Here is a 21,524-nt window from a genome sequence, read left to right on the forward strand (position 1 = left end):
ATAAAGGGAGTAGATAGTAATAAAGGGGCTGATGTAAATGAAAGTGACTATAAAAAAATTACTACCATTAAAAGTAGCCTATATAAGACGAACTGGTAGTTATTTTGAACCACAAGATCACTGGGGAAGGTTATTACAGTGGGCAAATGAAAATAACCTTTATCCACCGGAGCAATCATTTATCGGAATCTCATTAGATAATCCTGAACTTGTTGCAAGCCATATGTGCCGACATGATGCTTGCGTGACCATACCTGAAAACTTTGAAAAAGAACAACATGAGGGTGTGCAATTTAAAAGTGTAGATGGAGGTCTATACGCTCTATACGAATTCTATGATGAACCTCATAAATTAAGTGTAGCGTATCAATACATGTACGCAGAGTGGCTACCAAATAGTGAGTATAATGCAGATTATGATAGAGATAATTTAGAGTTTTGCTTAAATAACGTTGCAGAAGATTTAGAAGGAAAGTTAAAGGTTGATTTATTTGTGCCAATTAAAAAAGTACCAATAAATATGAATGCAAATAAGTAGTATGTTTCTATCTAGCATTATCTTTACTATATTTTTTATTTGCTAATCAAATAGTAACGGAGGATACCGGTGTATTGGATGATATATTTTTAAAAGATTATTGGGTAGAGAAAACATTAAATAAACAATTAAATGAGACGAGCATATACTAATAAATGACACAATGCATAATTTATAATCGTATTTGAAGAGCACCTTAAAGTGCTCTTTTTTTATTGAAATTCATGCACTTATATAAGTTGTTCTTTATTTATATCATCGTCCTTATATTATGTAATTTTGCATAATGTTACATAAATTGTGTATTTTCCCTTTTTTTCGACAGGAACAGCAAGTATACTTTGTACAAGCTTTCTATTTCAAAATTATACGAGGTGAAAAAATGAAAAACAAAAAGACGTTAACTAAGGTAGCATTAACAACGGGTTTAGCTTTAACAGCAGTAGCACCATACGGAGTAGGTCATGCAGAGGAAACAGATCAACTACAAGTTCAAATTCAGGAGGAATCGTTCCGTTCGGGTGAACTTACACAACCGTCACAAAAGGCACCAGAGAATGTAGTAAAAGATGCTCTGAAGGAGAAAACAGAACAAGCTCTTTCTCCAAAGCAAGTCAATGGGGAAACTGGAGTAGATTATAAAGTTCTTCAAAAACGTGGTTCATATGATGGGACTACACTTGTACGTATACAGCAAACATATGAAGGAAAAGAAGTATATGGCCATCAATTAACTGCACACGTAGATCATAACGGTGTTATTAAAAGTGTTTCAGGAGATAGCGCGCAAAATTTAAAACAAGAAGAATTGAAACAACCTATCAATCTATCAAAAGATGAAGCGAAACAATATATTTATACGAAGTACGGGAACGATATCAATTTTATTTCTGAGCCAGAAGTTAAGGAAGTTATTTTTGTTGATGAAAATAATGGCCAAGCTAGCAATGCGTACCAGGTTACATTTGAAGCTGCCACACCAAAATATGTTTCTGGTACATATTTAGTAAATGCACAAAATGGTGATATGTTAAAAAATATGGTGCAAGAGTCTAACTTGAAAGCAAGCGAAAAACTAGTTGGAGCCTTAAAGAAAAGTAAAAAAAGCAGTCTTACGTCATTAACAGGCACTGGCAAAGATGATTTAGGTATCTCTCGTTCATTTGGCATTTCTAAACAAAGTAATGGCAAATATGCTCTTGCTGATTATACAAGAGGGCAAGGAATTGAAACATATGATGTGAATTACAGAGATATTACGAAAGAAGAAAGCTATTATCCTGGTACATTAGCAACTAGTACTTCAACAACATTTAACGATCCAAAAGCAGTAAGTGCTCATTACTTAGCAACAAAAGTTTTTGATTTTTATAAAGATAAATACAACCGTAATAGCTTTGATAATAAGGGACAAAAGGTAGTTTCAGTTGTACACGCTTGGGATTCTGAAGAGACGAATGATCCGAAAAATTGGCAGAATGCATTGAGTGCTAATAATGGAAGTATGCTTGTGTATGGAGATCCTATCGTCAAAGCATATGACGTAGCTGGGCATGAATTTACACATGCTGTTACTTCTAGTGAATCTAATCTTGAATATTACGGTGAATCTGGTGCGATTAATGAGGCACTATCTGATATTATGGGAACATCTATTGAGAAATACGTAAATAATGGAAGCTTTAACTGGACGATGGGAGAACAAACTGGATCTGTCTTCCGTGATATGGAAAACCCAGCTTCTGTTCCATCTTCACTTGGAGTACCTTATCCAGATGATTACAGTGAATTTAATGATTTTAATGGATGGGATCAAGGTGGCGTTCATTTTAATTCAAGCATTATTAATAAAGTTGCGTATCTCATCGCAAAAGGCGGAACTCATAACGGTGTAACTGTTAAAGGAATTGGTGAAGATAAAATGTTTGATATTTTCTATTACGCAAATACAGATGAGTTAAACATGACTTCTAATTTCAAAGAATTAAGATCAGCATGTATTCGAGTGGCAACCAACAAATATGGTGCAAATTCAGCTGAAGTTCAAGCAGTACAAAAGGCATTTGATGCAGCAAAAATTAAGTAAGTTAGAAATATAGTTCTTATTCATATATTATTACATTATGAAAAACAGCTAATGTCGTTTTAAGGATATTAGCTGTTTTTTTCATACCAATGTATTTGAAAAATAAACTTACTAAGCAATAATTAGGTACTCTACCTTTAAGAAGTTGCGACAAAGATTTTAGGTTTATAGTATATAAAAACAGAAAATTAATAATATATTGACCCCTTAATGGGAAGTGCTATAAAATGAAAGCGATAACAAACGATTGCTTTAAAATAATTTCCCTGATCTTTTCGTATTTACAAATATATGAAGACATAAATAAACTATTTTTTTAACAATTAATGCAAACGTTTTCGTATTGGAAAGATCATTGAAATACATATGTAAAAATAACCAATACGGGGGGAAGCAAAAGAGATTTCTAGATTAATTTAAATTGTGTAATGTAGTACGGGCATAATAAATCGTTCGTACTATTTAAAGAAAGGGTGTATGTAGTGCAAATGATAAAAAGATTAATTAACAAATCACTTTTATTACTTACTATAATTGTTATGTTCGCATCTATTTTCTCTATTCAAAGTGTAAAGGCAGTTTCAAATTCGAAAACAACTGAAGTTATCATTCATTACAAAGAGCAGCTTGGAAATACAAAAGACTGGAATCTTTGGTTATGGGGAGAAAATGCAAATGGTACATCTTATGAATTTACTGGTGAAGATGAATTTGGAAAGTACGCTAAGATTAATATAGATGGTGACTATAATCGTGTAGGATTTATCATTCGTACAAATGAGTGGGAAAAAGATGGTGGGGATCGTTGGATTGAAAATATAAAGGACGGTCGTGCTGAAGTATGGATTCTTTCTGGTGATGAAAAGGTATATAACGCTAAGCCTTCTTCGGATCTATCAATTCAAAAAGCAACTATTGATAGTTTCAATGAAATCACTGTAACGACGAATGTTCCATTTCATATTAAGGAACAGAAAATTGAAATTGAAGGTATTAAAATTAAGAATATTAGTCCTTATGATATAAACAGTGGAGATATTACGAATAAGGTTAAAATAATTACGGAACAGAAAATTGATTTAAAACAAACATACAAAGTTAAAATAGAAAACTTAGCTGATACGAATACTGAAATTGGTAAAGTCATTCGTAGTGAGGAATTTGATCATTTATTTTATTATGGTGGTAACGATTTAGGAAATACATATACCGCGCAACATACAAAGTTCCGTATATGGGCTCCTACTGCGAGTGAAGCGAAGTTAGTTACATATAAAAAATGGAACGATAAAATAGGTACTGAAATAAATATGCAACAAGGTGAAAAGGGCACCTGGAAAGCAGAACTTAAAGGGAATCAAAAAGGTCTCTATTATACGTATAAGGTAAAAATTGGTGATAAGTGGACAGAAGCAGTTGATCCGTATGCACGTGCTGCTTCTGTAAATGGAGATAAAGGTGCGGTTATTGATTTAGAAGAAACAAATCCGAAAAAATGGAACACTAACAAAAAGCCTAAATTAAAAAATCCGGAAGATGCTATTATTTATGAATTGCATGTACGTGATCTTTCTATTCAGCCCGAAAGTGGCATTAAACAGAAAGGAAAATATTTAGGTGTAACAGAAAAAGGAACAAGAGGGCCTGAAGATGTGAAAACAGGACTTGATCATATAAAAGATCTTGGTGTTACACACGTTCAGCTTTTGCCGATATTTGATTATGCTTCAGTAAATGAAGAGAATGTAAACGAACCACAATATAACTGGGGATATGATCCAAAAAACTTTAACGTACCAGAGGGGTCCTATTCTACAAATCCATACGAGCCAACTGTTCGAATAACTGAATTAAAACAAATGATTCAAACACTACATGATAATAATCTTCGTGTTGTTATGGATGTAGTTTATAACCATATGTATAATGCTGCTGAATCTAATTTTCATAAGTTAGTTCCCGGTTATTATTATCGTTACAATGAAGATGGAACATTTGCAAATGGCACTGGTGTAGGAAATGATACTGCTTCAGAACAAAAAATGATGAGGAAATTTATGATAGATTCAATAACATACTGGGCAAAAGAATACAATTTAGACGGATTCCGTTTTGATTTAATGGGTATTCATGATTATGAAACAATGAATGAAATACGTAAAGCTGTTAATCAAATTGAACCTTCTATTATACTGCATGGAGAAGGTTGGGATTTAAATACACCTCTTGCAGCAGAGTTGAAAGCAAATCAAAAAAATGCAGAGAAAATGAAAGGGATTGCTCATTTTAACGATAATATACGTGATGGATTAAAAGGTAGTGTATTTGAAGAGAAAGAAAATGGGTTTGTAAATGGAAAGGAACACATGGAAGACCGTATTAAAAAAGGTATTACCGCAGGCATTGACTACGATACAAATTCGTCGACTTACCAAGATCCAGAGCAGGTGCTAACGTATGTGGAAGCACATGATAATCATACATTATGGGATAAACTTGAGTTGACTAATCCAAGCGACAGTGAAGAAGTGCGAAAACAAATGCATAAATTATCTTCTTCGATTTTATTAACATCACAAGGTATTCCGTTCTTACATGCGGGACAAGAGTTTATGCGCACGAAATATGGTGATCATAACAGTTACAAATCTCCAGATTCAATCAACCAGATGGATTGGCTGCGCCGAGCAACGTTTAATAATGAAGTAGATTATATGAAAGGTTTAATAGAATTACGCAAAAAGTACTCAGCTTTTCGAATGACATCTGCAGAGCAAATAAAAACACATGTATCATTTATTGATGCTCCGAAAAATACTGTAGCTTATACAATAGAGGGGAATAAAAATGAATACTTTACGGTGGCTCACAATGCAAATAGAGAAGCTGTTGAAATAACACTTCCATCGAAAGGTCCTTGGAAAGTACTAGTAGACGGTAAACAGGCAGGTAGTAAAACACTTTACGTTGTCCATGATAATAAAATTAAAGTTCCTGCGTTAAGTTCTTTAGTTTTAAAAACAGAGAAACCGATTAAATAATGCCAAAAGCGGAGTGAAGGGTGTTTTCACTTCACTTTTAAAGTTAAAATAGTATAATTTCACATACTGTAATTATATTACAATTTAATAAATAAAAAGAGAAGAACCTTGGTAAGTTCTTCTCTTTTTTATATGTAATTATCCTTTCCGTGGTTGTGAATATAGCAAAAGGCAAGACGATGAATCTATTTTCAAAGTGACGAGAAAATGACAAAACTGTAAGAATGCATGAATGATTGTAAGAAAGTTCGATGTTTTCCTTTTTCTTTTTTTATTAAAGTGAAAAAGAAGAAAGCGGTGTCATAAGAGGTCTGTATTTTTAGGTGGGTACAATAACCAACACTATCCATGTAATAAAAATATATGGCAATCAGTAAGACACCTTACTAATAAGGAGGGATTTGAAATGTCTTTTTCTCAATTCAATATCGATATTTTTCGAGCCATTAATGATTTAGGTAAACAATATTCATTCTTAAACCCGACCATAGTATTTTTGGCTGAATATATGGTATATATTTTAGCTTTAATTATTTTAGCTCATTGGTTTATTGGATCTAGAAAAAGTAGGATAATGGTTATTCAAGCGATGGTTGCTTTTGTAATTGCTGAGGTGATTGGAAAAATAGCAGGGAAATTCCATCTGAATTATCAACCGTTTGCAGTATTGCCTCATGTTAATAAACTTGTCAACCATGCTGTAGATAATTCATTTCCTAGTGACCATACGATTCTCTTTTTTTCAATTTGTTTTTCGTTTTGGCTTGTTCGTAAAAAAACTGGATGGCTATGGCTTATACTTGCATTTTGTGTAGCGATTTCTCGTATTTGGGTAGGGGTTCATTATCCTTTTGATATTGCAGTAGGGGCTTTAATAGGATGTATTTCAGCGATAATTTCGCATTGGTTAGTATCGGAATTTTCTTTTATCAAGCAATTACTTACTCAATATGAAAGAGTAGAGAAACGTGTTTTACCATCCAAAAACAAATCAAAAGGATTGTGAGTATAGACCTTTATCACCCTCATTACTATTCTTCACAAGTTGAATGTTCAATGCACTTATTTACATTCATGAAGATGAAAAGGAATGGGTAGTACATCTAGGTAATAAAATAGCTTGTTACCTAGATGTATAATCTAAATGCTGTTCCGTTAACATTTTGAATGTATCGTTATTGCAGAATTAAACCTACAATCATAATGAAACTAAATAGTATCATCCAACCAAACGCACAATAGCCGAAGATTCTAATCCATTTTGGCAATTGATTCATGTTAACTCTATTTGTGGGAACTCCTTGCATAAAAAACATCATTTTTTGATCTCTATCCCTATTATTTTGTTGTTCATACATAATATCATCACCTTTCTAGAACTATTGTGTTTATAGTATATCAGTCTGAAGAAAATTATGTATAAGGGCTCGTTTGCATCTTGCGTGGTGAATTTTATAAATAGTGAAAAAGAGTCCTACATAAATGGGACTCTTTTTCTTCAAGCATTAACTTACTGGATATGCATTAGAACCTAGATAACGTTCTTTTATAATTTGTAGATGATGAAGCTCATGTCCAGCTATGATGTATGCTAATGCACGAACTGTAACTTCAGATTTGTTCGCATTTCCTCTTTGTAACCAAGTGTCTTGATCTAAGCTTTTCAGTAAATGCACGGTAGATTGGCGAACAACTATTAAATTATCAAGAAGATCTTGCATAGATTGCTTATCAAAAGCAGCTTTAAGAACATACATATCATCGTTATAGCCTGGAAGTTCTACTGTCTCGCCTCGAGCGATAGATAATAAGCGATACGCCATAATACGTTCTGTATCTGCAATATGGCCGATTACTTCTTTTATACTCCATTTAGTAGGAGCATATCGAAAAAGTCCCTCACTATCAGAAATCCCTTTTAATAAAAGATTTGTTTCCTCTATTTGTTGCGCTAAAATTTGTATGATATTTCCGTCTGATACTAAGTTAACATACGTTGCATAATAAGAGTTATATTCACTTGCCTTTGGTCTAATTTGCATACGAATCATCCTTTATATTTAACCTTTACGTACAGCTTATCACAAAATAATTTCAAATTAATCTGAAAGTTCGAAGTTACGATTAAAAAATTCACCTACTACCTTAGTTGAAATTGTTTATTTTCACATCAATTAACAAATAGAAAAAGGATTTTTGATTTAACTCTTAGAATATCGTTCTATTACGAGCTCTTTCATATGAATTGTTTTTTTGATTACTTTTGATGATATCTAGGAAATATAGAAAGGTTGTGAATTTATTTGATGGGTTATAAAGCTATGCTGTTTGATTTAGATGATACGTTACTTAATAGGGATATGGCAGTAGATACATTGTTTTTATTTGTTTTAGAAAAATGTTATGAAGATGTTAGTGATACAGTTAAAAACAATATGCTACGGAAATTTAAAGAATATGATAAAAGGGAATACGGCATGAGTGATAAATCAATAGTCTTAGAATCGTTGTTTGATGAATTCCCGCCGAAGTATAGGTTGCAACGCAATTATATCCAAGATTTTTGGAATAATAATTTCCCTAAATGTTTTTCAATAGACAAAAATACTATTCATTTCTTAAATCATATAAAGAAGCACTTTGAAGTTGGAATTATAACAAATGGCTCAACCCAAAGGCAAAAGGCTAAAATAATTAACACAAATTTAAACAATTACTTTGATACGATCATTATTTCTGAAGAAGTAGGATTGAGTAAACCGGATAAACGTATATTTGAACTAGCATTAAATAAACTTGATGTGCAACCAGAAGATGTATTATTTGTTGGAGATGACTTAGAAAAGGATATTGCTGGTCCTCAAAATGCAAATATAAAAGGTGTGTGGTTTAACCCTCAGAAAATCAAGAATACTACCAAAATACAACCATATGCCGAGATTAACACTTTGGATAGCTTGTTAAGTTATGTTACGCCACAATATTTTTTTAACAAGTAAAATTAATTTCATTGACCGTATTAGTAATAAAAAATAGAGGCGATTTTAATAGCTGCGGTTAATTTAATCTATGATTCATACGAAGTTTTGTAAAACAATTTTACTTATACTGTGTAAATTATAAAGGGGTGAGACTATGGAAATAAAGAAAGTAGTAATCGATGGAATCAATATTGCGGTCATTAGAAATGATAAGGTATTAATATCCGATGTTCAATCTGCATTAGATACTATGGCAACTGTTCAATATGAGGTAGATGCGAAGCATATTATTATCCATAAATCTTTAATAAGTGAAGATTTCTTTGATCTAAAAACACGTCTTGCGGGCGATATCCTTCAAAAGTTTATAAATTACAAGGTGAAATTTGCTATTGTTGGAGATTTCTCTATGTATACTAGTAAAAGCTTAAAGGATTTTATTTATGAATGTAATAAAGGTAAAGATATTTTTTACTTAGCAACTGAACAACAAGCAATTGAAAAACTAAGTAAATTAAAGTAATAATTATATCCTGCTAAATCCCCCGATTTCACTTAGTTCATGATTATATACGATATAGAAGAACTGACGTTTGTGGTAAACTAAAAAATGAATAAAGGGGGAGTTTTCTTGAATAATTTTAATGATACGATCCGACATTTAAACAATATAGTTTACAAACCTAACAATTTAATAATTACGAATCTAAAAGAAGAAAAGCAAAACGCAGAATATGCAGGATGTATATTTCACTTAACTAACAAAACCATCCGTTTTAGAAAATCCAAAATTACTCCTAATAAAATTGGTCAATTTGTTTCTTTTTGGGAGAAAGATGACAATATGCAGAATCGAGCGTTTTCTTATGACGCTGCTACTGACTTATTAGTTATCACTTGTATAGATGATAATAAACTAGGACAATTTATCTTCCCTAAAGAAATTCTTCTTAAGGAAAAAATCTTGAGAACACAAAATCAAAAAGGCAAGATGGCTATGCGGATTTATCCTATATGGGATAATCCTGTCAGTAATCAAGCTAAAAAGAGCCAAATGTGGCAACTTCATTATTTTGTTGATTTAAGCGATCATAATAATTTACATATAGACAAACTATTACATTTGTATTCGTAGCTTCTTATCTTAAGTAATCTTGTTGGCTAGACTTTTTGTACCGGTACAGTTAAACGAAATGTACATTGTTTCAGTACCCCATCAAAATTACAATCAGCATATACTAGTTTAACTTATACATTTTAAGAGGTGCTGACTATGACAAGTCTACAACATAAGCTTTTTACAAGATTGAATCTTGCAAAGCGTACTAAAGTGAAGTTTGAAGAATTAAATACAATTCTTTTTGCATTTGCACACACTATACCATTTGAGAATTTAGATGTTATAGCAAGTAACACGAATACAATTACTATGGAAAATTTACAGAATAAAATTTTAAGCAGATCCCGCGGTGGACTTTGTTATGAATTAAATACGCTTTTTTATTACTTTTTAAAAGATTGTGGTTATGATGTACAACTCGCATTAGGTACCGTATATAAAAATGATATAAACGCATGGGCACTTGAGAATGGACATATAACGATTATTCTAAATTATGATAACGTACGATACGTAATTGATGTAGGTATTGCTTCATTAGTACCTCTAGTCCCTGTACCTTTTACTGGTGAGGCTGTTTCTTCTAAAAATGGTACGTATCGAGTGAGACGAAAAGATACGAGTAAAGGGAATTACGTTCTAGAAAGAAAAGATACAAACGGTGAGTGGAAAGTATGTCATGCTTTTTATAATCGTATCATTGATGAAATAGTAGTGAATGATGTTCAAAAAAGAGTAATAGAAGATGAGAAATCTATTTTCAATAAGGGCCCAATTGCAGTCAAATTGACGGACTCTGGCCATGTCTCTTTAACAAATACTAGTTTAACTGAAATAGTTCATGGTGAAAAAGCGAAACGTGAAATTACAGAAGATCAATATAAAGAGCTTTTATATACTTTATTTGTTATTGAGTTATGATAAAACAAATAGCTAGCCGGTTCTTATGAAGAATCGGTTATTTTAATTTAAAACAATTATTAAAGTTTGATTTTCTTAATAGATATAATACACTAGAACAGTATGAAAAAGTATAAACAATGAATTTTGAATGTAAAGGAAGATCTTCATGTCAATTATCGATAAATTGAAACTTAATAAGTATACGAATATGGTTGTTATTAATGAACCAAGTGATTACGAAGTTTTTACAGGAAAAGAAACTGTATTTTCAAAAGAACACGATGCCATTTTTATTTTTGTAGAAACACTGGATGAAATGGTGAAACAAACGAATTATATTATTAGTAATAAAGAATTATTAATTGAAAAAGGATACATATTCTTCGCATATCCGAAAAAGGGTAATTCTCGCTATAGTACGTTTATTCACCGTGATGAGATGTTTCCAGCATTAAACGTTGGAGAAGATGGATATGTGGGAGAAAGCGATATTAAATTTGCACGAATGGTAAGTATGGATGACATCTTTACTGTTGTAGGTTTAAAGCGTGAGAAGAAAAAAGCGACAAAAACGCCTGCAATGAGCCAATGTGTAGCTGATTATGCAGATCGAATTCAAGATGTTGAAGCTTTATTAGCTAATCACCCAAATGAACTTAAGTTTTATCAAAGTTTAACACCTGGATACAAAAAAGATTGGGCACGTAATCTGTTTTCTGTCAAACAAGAAAAAACACGTGAAAAACGTTTTGAAAAGATGATTGAGGTTCTATCACAAGGCTATAAAACAATTGATTTATTCCGCAAAAAGAAAAAATAAGATTAGGAAAGTCACAATGATGCAACAATTAATTGCGATGAGTACATTGAAAAAAGTATTTCTTCCATTATACTAAGGGATGTTCTTATATTTATATAATTAGTAAAAGAGAAAAGGTGTTTGAAATGAAATCGTATATTGTAGTTGGAGCGGGAATTTTAGGTGCGTCTACTGCTTATCATCTTGCTAAGGCTGGCGCGAACGTTATTATCGTGGATCGTCAACAAGTAGGTCAAGCAACGGATGCAGCAGCAGGTATTGTCTGTCCATGGCTTTCGCAACGTCGTAATAAAGCATGGTATAAAATCGTTAAAGGCGGTGCACGTTACTATTCTTCGTTAATTCAGCAATTAGAAGACGACGGTGAAACGGATACAGGTTACAACCGTGTAGGTGCAATTAGTTTACATACTGATGAGAAAAAACTAGATCAAATGGAAGAGCGAGCGTATAAACGTCGTGAAGATGCCCCAGAGATTGGTGAAATCACTCGCTTATCAGCTGAAGAAACAAAAAAATTATTCCCAGCATTATCAGAAGAATATAGTTCTGTTCATATTAGTGGTGCTGCACGAGTAAATGGAAGGTTATTACGTAATGCATTAATAAGTGCTGCGAAAAAACATGGTGCAACTTTTATAAAAGGCAATGCAGTATTAGTCCGTGAAGGTAGTCAAATTATGGGAGTTAAAGTAAACGATGAAACAATTTTAGCAGAGAAGGTTATTGTAACGGCTGGTGCATGGGCGAACGAAATCTTAAACCCATTAGGAATTAACTTCTTAGTTACATTCCAAAAAGGACAAATTGTTCATTTGCAAATGGAAAATACAGCAACAGAAAATATGCCAGTTGTTATGCCGCCAAATGATCAATACATTTTAACATTTGACAATGGCCATGTCGTAATTGGTGCAACACATGAGAATGATACTGGTTTCGATCACCGTGTAACGGCTGGTGGTTTACATGAAGTATTCCATAAAGCATTAACAGTTGCACCTGGCTTAGAAAATGCTACTATGCTTGAAACGAGAGTTGGATTTAGACCGTTTACTCCAGGGTTCTTACCTGTAATTGGCCCGCTTCCTAACTTTGAAGGTATTCTCGTTGCAAACGGATTAGGTGCCTCAGGTTTAACTGCAGGTCCATATTTAGGATCAGAACTTGCTAAGTTAGCGCTGGGACAACCAATTGAATTAGATTTAAATGATTATGACGTTGCAGGCGCAATTGAATAACATAAGATATAGAAAAAATACGCTAAGCAAATTCGATAGGAAATAAGCAGTTTTTTTCTCTGTTAAGAGTAAGACTGTTTATGAAAAATAAAATACTTTAAAAATAAAGAGCCGACACCATAAACCTGCATTATTAAGGTAGAATTGTGATGTTTGCTCTTTATTTCTATTTATTTAAAGCTTATTTTCGAGAGGAGGTTAAGCAATGAGAGCACCGTATCAAGTATTGATATTTCCTTATATAAAAACTGACGATTCTATTCAATACGCGATTTTCAACCGAAGTGATTATACTTATTGGCAAGGGATAGCCGGTGGTGGTGAAGACGGTGAGATTCCTATTGAATCAGCAAAACGTGAAGCGTTTGAAGAGGCTGGTATTACAAGAGAATGTTCATATATACAATTAGATTCTGTGTCTTCACTACCAGTAGAGGATGTAGTTGGAGAATTCCTTTGGGGTGAAGAGGTTTATGTAATAAAAGAATTTTCTTTTGGAGTTAACGTCCCTACAAAAAACATCTCATTATCTAAAGAACACTTACATTATAAATGGGTATCCTTTGAAGAAGCAGTAACGCTTTTGAAATGGGACAGTAACAAAACAGCATTGTGGGAATTAAACAAAAGACTATTAAAATAGTAAAAGTATTAGCAAAGACGTTAGTGGAACAAGAATTGAACAATTAAAAAACTTACTATTCTTCATATGTAGCAAGTTTTTTTCTATACAGTTACCCCTGGAAAAATAAAAATAGTTAGAAATATTTTTTTATTGTATGGTTTTTGGCTCTGTATAGCGGAATACATATTAAGTATTCAACAGTTCAAATAAAACGAGTCATCTTTTTATTTGAAGAAGAAAGATGACCAGTTTTATGCTAAAATTCGCTTAGTATATATTTTCGTTAAAATGTGGGCAGGCCCACTTTTAGCAAAACCGGAGTGGAAATGATGAGTATAAATTGTTTTGTGGGATTGATAAAGAATGAATTATTAAAAGAGATAAGCATAAGAAGCGAGGATGAATCCGAGCCTGTAGTAGTTAAAGATATTCCTAGACTTTGGAAGTGTTTAGGGAAAGGTAATTATGCCGCAGTATTCATGCACAAAGAATACAAAGATTGGGTAGTGAAAGTTTACGCACGAGAAGGAGAAGGCATTGAAAAAGAATCAGAAGTATACCACAGAATCGGAAATCATCCTTCTTATTCAAAGCTTATTTATAAAGGAGAAAATTTCATAGTATTGAAACGGTTAAAAGAAATTACCTTATACGATGCTGTTCATAAAGGGATTAAAATCCCTAAGCAGGTGATCCTTGATATCAATAAAGCTTTAGAGTATGCAAGAGAACAAGGATTAACCCCCTGCGATGTTCACGGGAAAAATGTGATGATGGAAAAAGGAAGGGGATATGTAGTCGATGTATCTGATTTCTTAAAAACAAATGAAGATAGTAAGTGGAGAGATCTAGAAAAGGCATATTTTACATTTTATTTGCCTTTCATTTATAAATTGCCTTTCCCTGTTAAAATTCCGTATTTTATGTTAAACATTGTTAGACGTTCGTATAGAAAATATAAGAAGCTTAAAAAGAAATTCAAGTTGTAATACTTATAAGTGAACCGCTAGTAAACAAAAGGATCGTACATATTAGAGATGTACGGTCCTAATCTTTTTTATGCATACATATTTTTGCTAGTTATATCACTATCAATCCCAAAACGAGATATTTTGAATAAATGAAACCGTCAAAATAAGTGTTGATGCGGAACCAGTAGTTAATAACATTACTACCTTTCGTCCATTCTGTTCTTTTGAAGGTTTTATAAGTTCTGTAATCAACATAATCCATATTATTATAGAAACTATAGAAATAATATTTATAGACATATGTAACACATCCCTTCGTGTTTTTACATAAACATTTCTTTTTTATAAATTAAAAGCAGTTTAACAATAAAATATGTACAGCATTATAAATCAATATTTTCCTGTTAAACCACCTTTTTTAAATAGAAATACGACTGATAAAACGATAATAACTGCCTTTAAACTGCTCCAATATGGATAAACAACATGATCTGTTAGATGAGCATGCTGAAAAATGTTCTCTAATCCAAAAATCCCAATAATGACCGCTAAAAGAAAAGCAGCTTTTCCAATAGTTGTATTACGATAGAGGGTAAATAAATATAGTGCAAATATAAGCGGTAAGATGATTTGTAGTAAAAGTGTCATAAGTAGCCCTCCTAGTTTATTTATAATTATATTATATACAAAATTGTAATAAAAAGGAATTGCTCTTTTTGATACTAATAAGATCCCTCTAATCATACTCTTCTATTAAAAAAGAATATAAAGGGGTGTAAAGTTAATTGACAAAAGTTAAAGTTCGTTTACGACCCATTGTTCATAACATAAATTTACCCACTGTAATAAAAACAGCAATTCTTCCAGGTGAATCGGCTGAAAGGCTATTTATCGCAACGCAATTAGGAGAGGTTTTTTACATAGGAGATGATGTCATAAAAACATTTTTAAATATTCGTCAACGAATTATAAAATTAGGCACATCTGAAGAAGGTGTCTCTAGTAGTGGTTATGATGAACGAGGATTGCTAGGACTAGCATTTCATCCACAATTTTATCAAAACGGTTTATTTTATCTTCATTATTCAGTAGCTGGCACTCAAGGACCTAGTGCACTTTCTGAACAATTTAAACCGAATCCTTGTGACCCGAAAACTTTAAATTTAAAATGGCTAAATAGAGATACGCAATATGATCATATCGATACAATTGAAGAATGGATTTTACAATCAAACGGTCACCCTCAAAAACGTAGAACATTACTTAATATAAAACGCCCATTTTTTAATCATAATGGAGTAAATACTTTAAACTTTTCTCCAGAGACGGGGAAACTTGTTTTTACAAATGGAGATGGTGGCTCGGGTTATGATCCGTTCAATTTAAGCCAAGATGATTTAGAAATAGCAGGTAAAATTATTGAAATCGATGTAAGTAAAAATACATTCATAAATAATCCTCCAGTCGTTACACGCTTTAATGAGCTTCCTCTATCTATACAAGAAACACTTACAGTAATTGCGAAAGGTGTTCGTAATATAACCGGTATTTCATTCCAAAGGTTTTATAATCAGTATATTAAATATGCAGGTAATGTCGGACAGGATATTGTAGAGTCTATTTTTTCATTTGTTCAATATAAACCAATCCGGGTTACCGAACTTGTTCAAATGCATGTAATGAGACTCACCCCCAATCAAGATGGATTTATTAATTTTGGTTGGAGAGGATGGGAAGGAGAATTGCCTACTTCTTTTATAAAACACTGTTCTGAAAATCCTACTTTTGATGAGAGAACAATGGCTTATTATAATGAAACAATAGAAACATCAGTGAAGCGAATTCAGCCACTCATTAGTTATTTTCATAAAGATCCAAGACCGGATAAGTTTGGAGGAACTTCACTAACAGGCGTTCAACCATATATGGGAACTGCAATCCCGAATTTACATGGTAGTGTTGTGTTTACTGATCTTGCTAGAAAAGAAGAGTCTCGGCCGCCAGTTAAAGGTGTATTAGCATATACTAGAGCAGGTACAGATGGTAAACATACTGATTTTCATGTTATTGAAACTGATTATGATTTTGGTACGCAAGCAGCTTATTATATGAGTTTAGGAACAAATTTGGATCAAACTAGGTTATATTTAGGAGTTTACGGTTCTATGAAAGTAACTGATTTTAACAAAGGTACCATTTTTGAAATTATCCCTTAATACGATATACACTCGTAGTTTAATCATACAAGGAATTCCCTTTGTTTTAAAACGTACAAGTTCTCCCCCTAAAAGCCTTTTATTGTATAGTAACTCATAACAAGTAGACTGCAGCTCATAAACCAATAGTGTATGAATAAGATAGAAAGTGATGGATGAGATATCTTTAGGGGGTATTTTGATGAATCGATTTGTACGTTATTGGTGTCAACTTATGATAAAGAATAATGGGGACTTTGTTCATAAAAGAAAATTATCCCTAGCAAATAAAGTAGTCATTACAGCTTTAATGAGTGCTTTGGCCACCATGTTTCAAGCAGCAGGTAACTTAATTCCTGGTATAGGGTTATTTATTAGCCCTTTTGCGACCTTACCAATTTTTTTGGCGATTTGCTACTCTATTCGTGAGGGAGTACTTTCTTATTTCCTTACTATTCTCCTATTATTTATTATTGAGCCAAGTGAACTAATTGTTTTTCCTTTTACTACAGGTTTATTAGGTATAGCCTTAGGGCTTTCCTTTATACAATTCAAGAGGAGAATTTGGGTTGTTTCCTTTTCTGCAATTTGTCTACTTATAGGAATTATGATAGTTCTCGATATTTTCCGTTTTCCAGTACTTGGTCCTACTATTCATACAACTATGGATATAAAAATTATTTTATCAATATTTATACTGAGCTTTCTATACTGCTGGATCTATGCAGGGCTTTGTAGAATATTGTTGAATAGAGTATATAGAGTATGGTTTTAACACTTGTATAGAATGGAGACTTAAAACATGTATAACGTTGCAATTAGGAGACCAAATTCGGATGATTTAGAGGAACTACACTTATTTTTCCGTATAGTTATTACGAATACATATAAAGACGAAGGATTATCACAACTATTGGATGACATAGAAAATGAAATTAACATGAAAAAGCAATATTTGAAAACAGATTTTGATAGTAATGGAGAAAAACGTTACTTTTTATTAGCAATTGATACAAATAACGATAAAATCATCGGAACAATTGAAGTTGGTCCAGCAAGTACGTTGATTAATAGTTGTACAGGCGGTGTACTTAAGGATTTGCATGAAATAGGAACTGTTTTTATACTGCCAGAGTATCAAAGAAAGGGTATCGGAAGTTTGCTACTAAACACAATGTTTCTTACGTTACTTAGCAGAGGAATAACTGAATACTGCTTAGATAGTGGATACAAAAAAGCGCAAAGTATATGGACGAAGAAGTTTGGAGAGCCTAGTTATGTACTGAAGAATTATTGGGGAGAATCAAGTGATCATATGATTTGGAAGAAGAGTTTATATGATACACCTATAATATTTGAATTATAAAATGAAATATGGCTCTGAACGTAGCTTTTCTTACATATGTATGCTATTATTTATCTTTATAATAAAAGAGGACGTGAATGAACTTGATTAAAATTAGTATCCCTGAAGTTGATGTTACAATTACTGAACGTAAACAAGTTATTAGAGGAGACGAGCCAAGAATTACGCCAATCAATGGTTTTATCGACTTCCACTTGTTCCCTAGAGATAAAGGCGGCATTTTTATGTTTTACAATATTAATGACGAACTACTTTTCGTAGGTAAAGCTCGTAAAATTAGACAACGTATTAAGAAGCATTTTGAAGATAATGTTTCTCCAATCAAAAACCACCGTGATGAAGTATACCGCATTGATGCATGTATCGTAGAAGATCCAACTGAAAGAGAAATTTACGAAACATATATCATTAACGAATACAAAGCAAAATATAACGTTGATAAAGTATTCTATAAATAAGCAATAAAAAAACAATCCTAGCACATATACTGGGATTGTTTTTTATTTAGATTTAGCCCTCATATTTTTCTCCTTTTTTTAAATGATTAGCAGCAATAAAACAAACTACACCTATACATATAAGTACAATTCCAATTGTTTTATGTTTTCCAAAAAAGAAAGGAATATCAGAAATAACATTTGTCATACATAACCCTACAAATACAAGGATAGGTCCTATCCACAGTAATACATTGCCGAATTTTGTATGTTTCCGCATAGTAAGCCTCCTCATCCCTTTTTACATATATATCCATGAATTGAAAGTAAATTCATAGAGAAATATAGTTTTTTTCATATCGAAAATTTAACCTTCATATATTGGTACAAGCAAACAAGAAAGGGGCCCATCATGAATTGGTTAGAAGCTTTTATATTAGGGATCATACAAGGTTTAACAGAGTTTTTACCGATAAGTAGTACAGGTCATCTTTATTTAGGAAGGCATTTGTTTCAATTAGATGAAGCAGGATTGTTTTTAGATACGATGCTGCATATCGGCACTTTACTTGCAGTCTTTATTTATTACAAAAAAGAATTTATATATTTAATCAAAAATCCGTTTTCAAAGCTCATGTTATTACTTATCGTTGGGACAGTACCCGCAGTTGTAATTGGTTTATTGTTTAAAGACTTCTTTGAAGATATTTCAAAAACAGGAATCACAATCGGTTGGGAGTTTTTAGTGACCGGATTCTTTCTCTACATGGCAGATAAACAAAAGAATGGTCGTAAAAAAATGGACGATATTACATATAAAGACGCATTTATCATCGGTTCATTTCAAGCGGCAGCTATTTTTCCAGCAATTTCTCGTTCTGGTATGACAATCGTCGCTGCATTATGGAGGAAGTTAGACCGCGAAACTGCGGCTTACTTTTCTTTTTTACTGTCGACACCAGCTATTGTTGGAGCTATCATTTTGCAATTTGCAGATGTTTTTCAAGGGAAAGCAGAATCTATTTCTAGTACATCTTTAATTGTCGGAACATTATCAGCAGCGTTTTTTGGATACATAGCCGTTTCATGGATGATTCAATATTTAAAACGTCACTCCTTAAAAGTATTCGCGTATTACGTATGGGGATTAGGTATTTTAATTTTAACGTTGCAATTTACTGATGTATTTTAAGTATAATGATAAAGAAGTTAATTTGTTTAAGATCCTGTTTCATTCATACAAGGCAGGATCTCTTTTTATTAAGGGGGAAAACATGTTTAATAAGGCTATCGTTATTGGTGGAAGTATGGCAGGAAAGTTCGCAGCAAAAGCATTATCAACTTCTTTTAAAGAAGTAATCATTATAGAAGCTGGTGAAAGATGGGATGGAAAGTCTTCGAGAAAAAGAGTTCCACAAAGTAATCATCCTCATGTGTTATTAAAAGGTGGAGAAAACGCAATTGAAGAATTGTTTCCTAATATTATGAATGAATTAATAAAAGCAGGTAGTATCGTAAATAACTTTACTCGTGATTTAAAATGGCATCAATTTGGTCTATGGAAACAGCCGTTCATAGGGGAAGTACATATGATTCAACAAAGTAGGTTTTTGCTTGAATGGCATATTCAAAAACGAATATATCAAATTTCAAATATCACCAGTAAATTTAAAACACTAGTGGAAGGGTTAATAGTAGACAGAAAAGCTAACAAAGTATGTGGTGTAAAAGTTAAATGTTTAGAGACAGACACACAAGAAGAAATACATGCAGATATTGTTGTTGATGCAAGTGGATTTAGTTCAAAAAGTATAGAGTGGCTACGAGAATACGAAATTGAAGTACAAGAAGAGAAAGTTCGTATTGATTTATTTTACGCAACGAAAATGTTTAAACTTAAAGAAAATGAGGAGTTAGACTGCTGTAATATACTAATGTCTCCAAGTTTCCCTGACAATCCGTATGGCGTACTTATTCAAACGATTGAGGATCATCGTTATTTTGTTACTTTCAGTGGATACGCAAATGAGAAAGCACCACAAACAGATGGAGAATTTTATAATTTTGCTGAAAATCTATCAATCTCCAATGTTACAGATTTCCTAAATAAAGCGGAGGCAATTTCAGATATCAAAACGTACAAAATTCCGTATCAAGTACGTCGGCGATTTGATTTAGTGAATAATCTACCCGAAAGATTGTTAATAGTTGGAGATGCACACTGTCGTTTTGATCCTGTTTTCGGTCAAGGTGTTTCCGTTGCTGCTATGGAAGCTCACCAGTTGCAATTACTTCTGCAAGGTAGAAAACAACTTGATAAAACATTTATACAACAATTTTATAAAAAGGCAGCTACTATAATAGAAACCCCTTGGGATATGACAACAACGGAAATATCACGTCACCCGCAGCTACAGAGAGAATTAACTACAAAACAAAAATTTCAGCTATGGTATACAAAACAAATATATCGACTATCCGCAAGTAATTCTGATGTTTATATTCGGTTAGTACGAGTGATGAATTTAATTCGTAGTCCATTTCACCTATTTCATCCAAAAGTGCTACTTGCTGTGTTATTAAAACGAAAGAAATAGCAGGAAAGTAGTTGATTAAAAACGAATATATAGCAGTTAGTAGATATAGGAGGGGTAATCGAGATGAAAATATACATAGAACAATTAAAGAAACACGATGCTAAGGATTTATTTACGTTTGAACTTACGAATAAGTCTTTTTTTGAAACAATGGTACCTAATCGTGGCTCGCAATATTTTGATTTTGAATATTTCCAAAAACTACTAGATAATTTATTAATAGAACAGGCGGATGGAGAATCTTATTTTTATTTAATTCGTAACGAAGAAAATGAAATTGTAGGGAGAATAAATTTAGTAGATATAGATTCGGAGACTCGAATCAGTTCGTTAGGTTATCGGGTCGGAGAAAAATTTACTAAAAAAGGAGTTGCAACTGCAGCCGTAAAATTAATTTTAGACGTAGCAAAAAATAATGAAATTAATGAGGTTCATGCTAAAACAACTTCTAATAATCTTGCATCACAAATTGTACTAGAAAAAAGCGGATTTTCTTCTTATCAAAACGAAGCAGATACAACATCTGTACAATTAAATGGGGAACAGGTGAATTTTGTACATTATATTTGGAGAAATAATTCGCGCTTATAAGAAGGGGGACTT

General features: G+C 32.5%; 24 protein-coding genes. 19 read left to right on the top strand and 5 right to left on the bottom strand.

Annotated features, from left to right (window positions below; all coding sequences use genetic code 11):
* The first annotated feature begins 37 nt into the window (after positions 1-37).
* The 4 genes from ACTFNE_RS06630 to ACTFNE_RS06645 all read left to right on the top strand — a co-directional run bounded on the left by ACTFNE_RS06630 (position 38) and on the right by ACTFNE_RS06645 (position 6,671).
* Positions 38-538, top strand: a complete 501-nt coding sequence (locus ACTFNE_RS06630) for an AraC family transcriptional regulator (protein WP_270704833.1) — start codon at positions 38-40, stop codon at positions 536-538.
* A gap of 382 nt (positions 539-920) precedes the next feature.
* Positions 921-2,624, top strand: coding sequence for a M4 family metallopeptidase (locus tag ACTFNE_RS06635; protein ID WP_270704831.1), 1,704 nt, complete (start codon positions 921-923; stop codon positions 2,622-2,624).
* A gap of 482 nt (positions 2,625-3,106) precedes the next feature.
* Positions 3,107-5,665, top strand: a complete 2,559-nt coding sequence (gene pulA, locus ACTFNE_RS06640; protein WP_270704830.1) for a type I pullulanase — start codon at positions 3,107-3,109, stop codon at positions 5,663-5,665.
* A gap of 406 nt (positions 5,666-6,071) precedes the next feature.
* Positions 6,072-6,671, top strand: a complete 600-nt coding sequence (locus ACTFNE_RS06645; RefSeq protein ID WP_046199118.1) for an undecaprenyl-diphosphatase — start codon at positions 6,072-6,074, stop codon at positions 6,669-6,671.
* A gap of 169 nt (positions 6,672-6,840) precedes the next feature.
* Here the strand turns inward: ACTFNE_RS06645 and ACTFNE_RS06650 are convergent, their stop codons facing one another.
* Entirely contained in the window at positions 6,841-7,023 is a 183-nt protein-coding gene (locus ACTFNE_RS06650; RefSeq protein WP_000273226.1) for a hypothetical protein, read from the bottom strand.
* A 147-nt stretch (positions 7,024-7,170) separates the two neighbouring features.
* Positions 7,171-7,707 (bottom strand): DinB family protein, encoded by a 537-nt coding sequence (locus ACTFNE_RS06655; RefSeq protein WP_046199119.1) that lies wholly within the window; start codon positions 7,705-7,707, stop codon positions 7,171-7,173.
* Between the two features lie 264 nt (positions 7,708-7,971).
* On the opposite strand from ACTFNE_RS06655, the gene ACTFNE_RS06660 reads away from it, so the two are divergent.
* From ACTFNE_RS06660 to ACTFNE_RS06695, 8 genes are all read left to right on the top strand, one after another.
* Complete coding sequence (locus ACTFNE_RS06660) at positions 7,972-8,664, top strand: HAD family hydrolase (protein WP_270704828.1); 693 nt, start codon at positions 7,972-7,974, stop codon at positions 8,662-8,664.
* Positions 8,665-8,800: 136 nt separating this feature from the next.
* Positions 8,801-9,169, top strand: a complete 369-nt coding sequence (locus tag ACTFNE_RS06665; RefSeq protein WP_270704827.1) for a DUF4180 domain-containing protein — start codon at positions 8,801-8,803, stop codon at positions 9,167-9,169.
* A gap of 87 nt (positions 9,170-9,256) precedes the next feature.
* Entirely contained in the window at positions 9,257-9,781 is a 525-nt protein-coding gene (locus tag ACTFNE_RS06670) for a MepB family protein (protein ID WP_270704826.1), read from the top strand.
* A 138-nt stretch (positions 9,782-9,919) separates the two neighbouring features.
* Positions 9,920-10,687, top strand: coding sequence for an arylamine N-acetyltransferase family protein (locus ACTFNE_RS06675; protein ID WP_270704825.1), 768 nt, complete (start codon positions 9,920-9,922; stop codon positions 10,685-10,687).
* Between the two features lie 148 nt (positions 10,688-10,835).
* Positions 10,836-11,489: a YdeI/OmpD-associated family protein gene (locus ACTFNE_RS06680; RefSeq protein ID WP_000022240.1), complete on the top strand. Its 654-nt coding sequence runs from the start codon at positions 10,836-10,838 to the stop codon at positions 11,487-11,489.
* Between the two features lie 125 nt (positions 11,490-11,614).
* Positions 11,615-12,730, top strand: a complete 1,116-nt coding sequence (locus ACTFNE_RS06685) for an NAD(P)/FAD-dependent oxidoreductase (RefSeq protein WP_193655846.1) — start codon at positions 11,615-11,617, stop codon at positions 12,728-12,730.
* Positions 12,731-12,935: 205 nt separating this feature from the next.
* Entirely contained in the window at positions 12,936-13,373 is a 438-nt protein-coding gene (locus ACTFNE_RS06690) for an NUDIX hydrolase (protein ID WP_439997968.1), read from the top strand.
* Positions 13,374-13,681: 308 nt separating this feature from the next.
* Entirely contained in the window at positions 13,682-14,344 is a 663-nt protein-coding gene (locus ACTFNE_RS06695; RefSeq protein ID WP_270704955.1) for a serine/threonine protein kinase, read from the top strand.
* A gap of 102 nt (positions 14,345-14,446) precedes the next feature.
* On the opposite strand, the gene ACTFNE_RS06700 is transcribed toward ACTFNE_RS06695, so the two are convergent.
* Together ACTFNE_RS06700 and ACTFNE_RS06705 are read right to left on the bottom strand one after the other, a co-directional pair.
* Positions 14,447-14,626, bottom strand: a complete 180-nt coding sequence (locus tag ACTFNE_RS06700; RefSeq protein ID WP_270704821.1) for a hypothetical protein — start codon at positions 14,624-14,626, stop codon at positions 14,447-14,449.
* Positions 14,627-14,716: 90 nt separating this feature from the next.
* Positions 14,717-14,974, bottom strand: coding sequence for a hypothetical protein (locus ACTFNE_RS06705; protein WP_000173556.1), 258 nt, complete (start codon positions 14,972-14,974; stop codon positions 14,717-14,719).
* Positions 14,975-15,111: 137 nt separating this feature from the next.
* Here ACTFNE_RS06705 and ACTFNE_RS06710 point away from each other — a divergent pair, with 137 nt between their 5' ends.
* The 4 genes from ACTFNE_RS06710 to ACTFNE_RS06725 all read left to right on the top strand — a co-directional run bounded on the left by ACTFNE_RS06710 (position 15,112) and on the right by ACTFNE_RS06725 (position 18,345).
* Positions 15,112-16,542, top strand: a complete 1,431-nt coding sequence (locus ACTFNE_RS06710) for a PQQ-dependent sugar dehydrogenase (protein ID WP_046199127.1) — start codon at positions 15,112-15,114, stop codon at positions 16,540-16,542.
* A gap of 181 nt (positions 16,543-16,723) precedes the next feature.
* The gene (locus ACTFNE_RS06715) at positions 16,724-17,296 is read left to right on the top strand and encodes a hypothetical protein (RefSeq protein WP_001079219.1); all 573 of its coding nucleotides are present in this window, start codon (positions 16,724-16,726) and stop codon (positions 17,294-17,296) included.
* 27 nt (positions 17,297-17,323) lie between these two features.
* Positions 17,324-17,887: a GNAT family N-acetyltransferase gene (locus tag ACTFNE_RS06720; protein ID WP_046199128.1), complete on the top strand. Its 564-nt coding sequence runs from the start codon at positions 17,324-17,326 to the stop codon at positions 17,885-17,887.
* Between the two features lie 77 nt (positions 17,888-17,964).
* Complete coding sequence (locus ACTFNE_RS06725) at positions 17,965-18,345, top strand: nucleotide excision repair endonuclease (protein WP_001048949.1); 381 nt, start codon at positions 17,965-17,967, stop codon at positions 18,343-18,345.
* A 52-nt stretch (positions 18,346-18,397) separates the two neighbouring features.
* Here the strand turns inward: ACTFNE_RS06725 and ACTFNE_RS06730 are convergent, their stop codons facing one another.
* Positions 18,398-18,604 carry a hypothetical protein gene (locus ACTFNE_RS06730; RefSeq protein ID WP_001225587.1) on the bottom strand — a complete coding sequence of 69 codons (207 nt, stop codon included), beginning with the start codon at positions 18,602-18,604 and terminating at the stop codon, positions 18,398-18,400.
* 132 nt (positions 18,605-18,736) lie between these two features.
* Between ACTFNE_RS06730 and ACTFNE_RS06735 the strand changes: the two genes are divergently transcribed.
* From ACTFNE_RS06735 to ACTFNE_RS06745, 3 genes are all read left to right on the top strand, one after another.
* Positions 18,737-19,516: an undecaprenyl-diphosphate phosphatase gene (locus ACTFNE_RS06735; protein ID WP_046199129.1), complete on the top strand. Its 780-nt coding sequence runs from the start codon at positions 18,737-18,739 to the stop codon at positions 19,514-19,516.
* Between the two features lie 82 nt (positions 19,517-19,598).
* A complete protein-coding gene (locus ACTFNE_RS06740; protein ID WP_270704820.1) occupies positions 19,599-20,921 on the top strand; it encodes an NAD(P)/FAD-dependent oxidoreductase in 1,323 nt (440 codons plus the stop codon).
* A gap of 63 nt (positions 20,922-20,984) precedes the next feature.
* Positions 20,985-21,512: a GNAT family N-acetyltransferase gene (locus ACTFNE_RS06745; protein WP_000708333.1), complete on the top strand. Its 528-nt coding sequence runs from the start codon at positions 20,985-20,987 to the stop codon at positions 21,510-21,512.
* Positions 21,513-21,524: the final 12 nt, after the last annotated feature.

It is taken from the genome of Bacillus cereus group sp. MYBKT111-2, assembly GCF_051915205.1.
Taxonomy (GTDB): domain Bacteria; phylum Bacillota; class Bacilli; order Bacillales; family Bacillaceae_G; genus Bacillus_A; species Bacillus_A paranthracis.